The sequence below is a fragment of the Methanosarcinales archaeon genome, from assembly GCA_014859725.1.
GTDB lineage: Archaea > Halobacteriota > Methanosarcinia > Methanosarcinales > Methanocomedenaceae > Kmv04.
The window spans coordinates 1-1,978 of sequence record JACUTQ010000271.1; the positions used below are offsets into that span (position 1 = coordinate 1).

Consider the following 1,978-nt stretch of genomic DNA (forward strand, 5'->3'; position numbering starts at 1 on the left):
GGTTGTGTTATGGAAAAATTCAATAAGATTATTAAACCTCCCAGGCAGTAAGAGGACTAATGCTCATATTATCCGGAGGGACCGGAACCCCAAAACTCCTCGCCGGACTGAGGCAGTTGTTGCCTGATGAAGATATCACAGTGGTAGTCAATACCGCTGAGGACCTGTGGGTATCAGGCAACCTGGTCTGTCCGGATATTGATACTGTCACATATCTCTTCGCTGATATTCTGGATACCTCCAGGTGGTGGGGAATAAAACAGGAAACGTACCATACTAATGAAACACTTGCATCTGCAGGTCATAATGAGATATTGCTGTTGGGTGACAGGGATCGAGCTACGCATATTATCCGCTCCGAATTTATCAGGGGAAGTGCATCACTTACCGAAGCAGTGATACAAACTACTCGAATGCTGGGGTCAAAAGCACATATCCTGCCAATGTGCGATGAGTATGTATCTTCTATGATCACTACTGATACTGGAACCATTCATTTCCAGGAATTCTGGGTTAGCCAGAGAGGAAAACCTGATGTGTTGAAGGTGGAATATCAGGGGATTCAAAACACAAAAGTGACAGAAGCTGTTCAACGAGCTATTGAAAATGAAAAGAACATTATAATCGGCCCCAGCAATCCCATTACCAGCATCGGTCCTATCCTTGCAGTAAATGGTATGAGAGATCTGATCAGGAAAAAACATGTGTTGGCAGTCAGCCCTATCATCGGATGCGAACCTGTGAGCGGGCCGGCTGGGAAATTAATGACTGCCTGTGATTACGAGGTGTCCTCCCGGGGCGTGGCTAAATATTACCATGACCTGCTGGATGTTTTTATCGTGGATGAACAGGACGGGCCAGGGAGATCAGGCATGAAAGATGTGGGTGTTAAAATGGTGATCGCTGATACTATTATGACCACACCGGAAAAGAGTGCTGCGCTGGCCAGGATTGTTATGGAACAACTCGTTTAAATTTAAATTTATTAGATATTAATTCTCTATAGTTTTTTCGGGATTTTTTATTCATTTTTTTTTGTCTGCCCTATCACGTTATACCTCACTTTCCGCAGGTATCTGAAATTTTTTAATAATTTTTACTGATAGTGGTTTTACATATCTCTAAAATATTATATTTATATTGTAAACTTATAGAAGACATGTTTTGAATATAGGATTTGCCAATTTCGGCAGAAAAATACATGCATCTTTTCGAACCATTTTTTCAAAAATTTAGAAAACCAGAATCATCCGACATAATTCAATGTTTTTAAAAAAGATTTGTTTTCAAAATATACCTGCGGAATATAAGTTATACTCTACAAAAAGTCAATAGTTATCGGCTCGGTGAGACTCAAACTTCTTTCCATTGAGCCTATTTTCACGTCATGGTCACCCCTTAGCAAATCTAAGGTTATTGATGCAATGAACGATCCAAAGGATATGCTTCTAATCTTATTTTCCTGGAAGATTATCTTTGCGTCTTTAACTTCTACACTCAATTTTGCTTTGAAATCATACCTGATTCTCTTTATCTCCATCAATCCAGATTTTATAACGAACTCCACATAGACCTTAAAAGGCGGTAGCTTCTTGCTTAGATGTGCGACTATTGCATGATCTTTTTTACTCTGAATTGCATCCCTGTACTCACTTTCGTTCATTATTTCCTCTATCGTAAGTTGCAGTAAACCCTTTGAAAGATATTGCGATATAGTTTCAACAATTTTCTCTATCAAGTACTTCTTTGCTCCATCTACTCCCAAGTCGGATTTAGTCAACCATTCCTGAGCTTTAGAAAAATCCTCTATTTCCCAATTATCCATAAATTTTTTAATTTCTTGTGCAATCTCCCTGCTATATAATGGCTCTTCTGGCATTATAATTCCTCCTATAACCTCTCTATACCTCCCCTTACTTCCACGTTCGTATATACACTATTCTTGCAAGATCAATAAAAAAGTATCTTGTAGCCTACT

At 39.0% G+C, this 1,978-nt stretch carries 2 protein-coding genes; one reads left to right on the top strand and one right to left on the bottom strand.

From position 1 onward, the window contains the following. The first annotated feature begins 59 nt into the window (after positions 1 to 59). A complete protein-coding gene (locus tag IBX40_13170) occupies positions 60 to 974 on the top strand; it encodes a 2-phospho-L-lactate transferase (protein ID MBE0525262.1) in 915 nt (304 codons plus the stop codon). Positions 975 to 1,318: 344 nt separating this feature from the next. On the opposite strand, the gene IBX40_13175 is transcribed toward IBX40_13170, so the two are convergent. Then, positions 1,319 to 1,879 carry a hypothetical protein gene (locus IBX40_13175; protein MBE0525263.1) on the bottom strand — a complete coding sequence of 187 codons (561 nt, stop codon included), beginning with the start codon at positions 1,877 to 1,879 and terminating at the stop codon, positions 1,319 to 1,321. Positions 1,880 to 1,978 lie beyond the last annotated feature (99 nt).

Coding starts and splice junctions, on each gene's coding strand:
- IBX40_13175 (MBE0525263.1), bottom strand. CDS start 1,879: ATGCCAGAAGAGCCATTATATAGCAGGGAGATTGCACAAGAAATTAAA.
- IBX40_13170 (MBE0525262.1), top strand. CDS start 60: ATGCTCATATTATCCGGAGGGACCGGAACCCCAAAACTCCTCGCCGGA.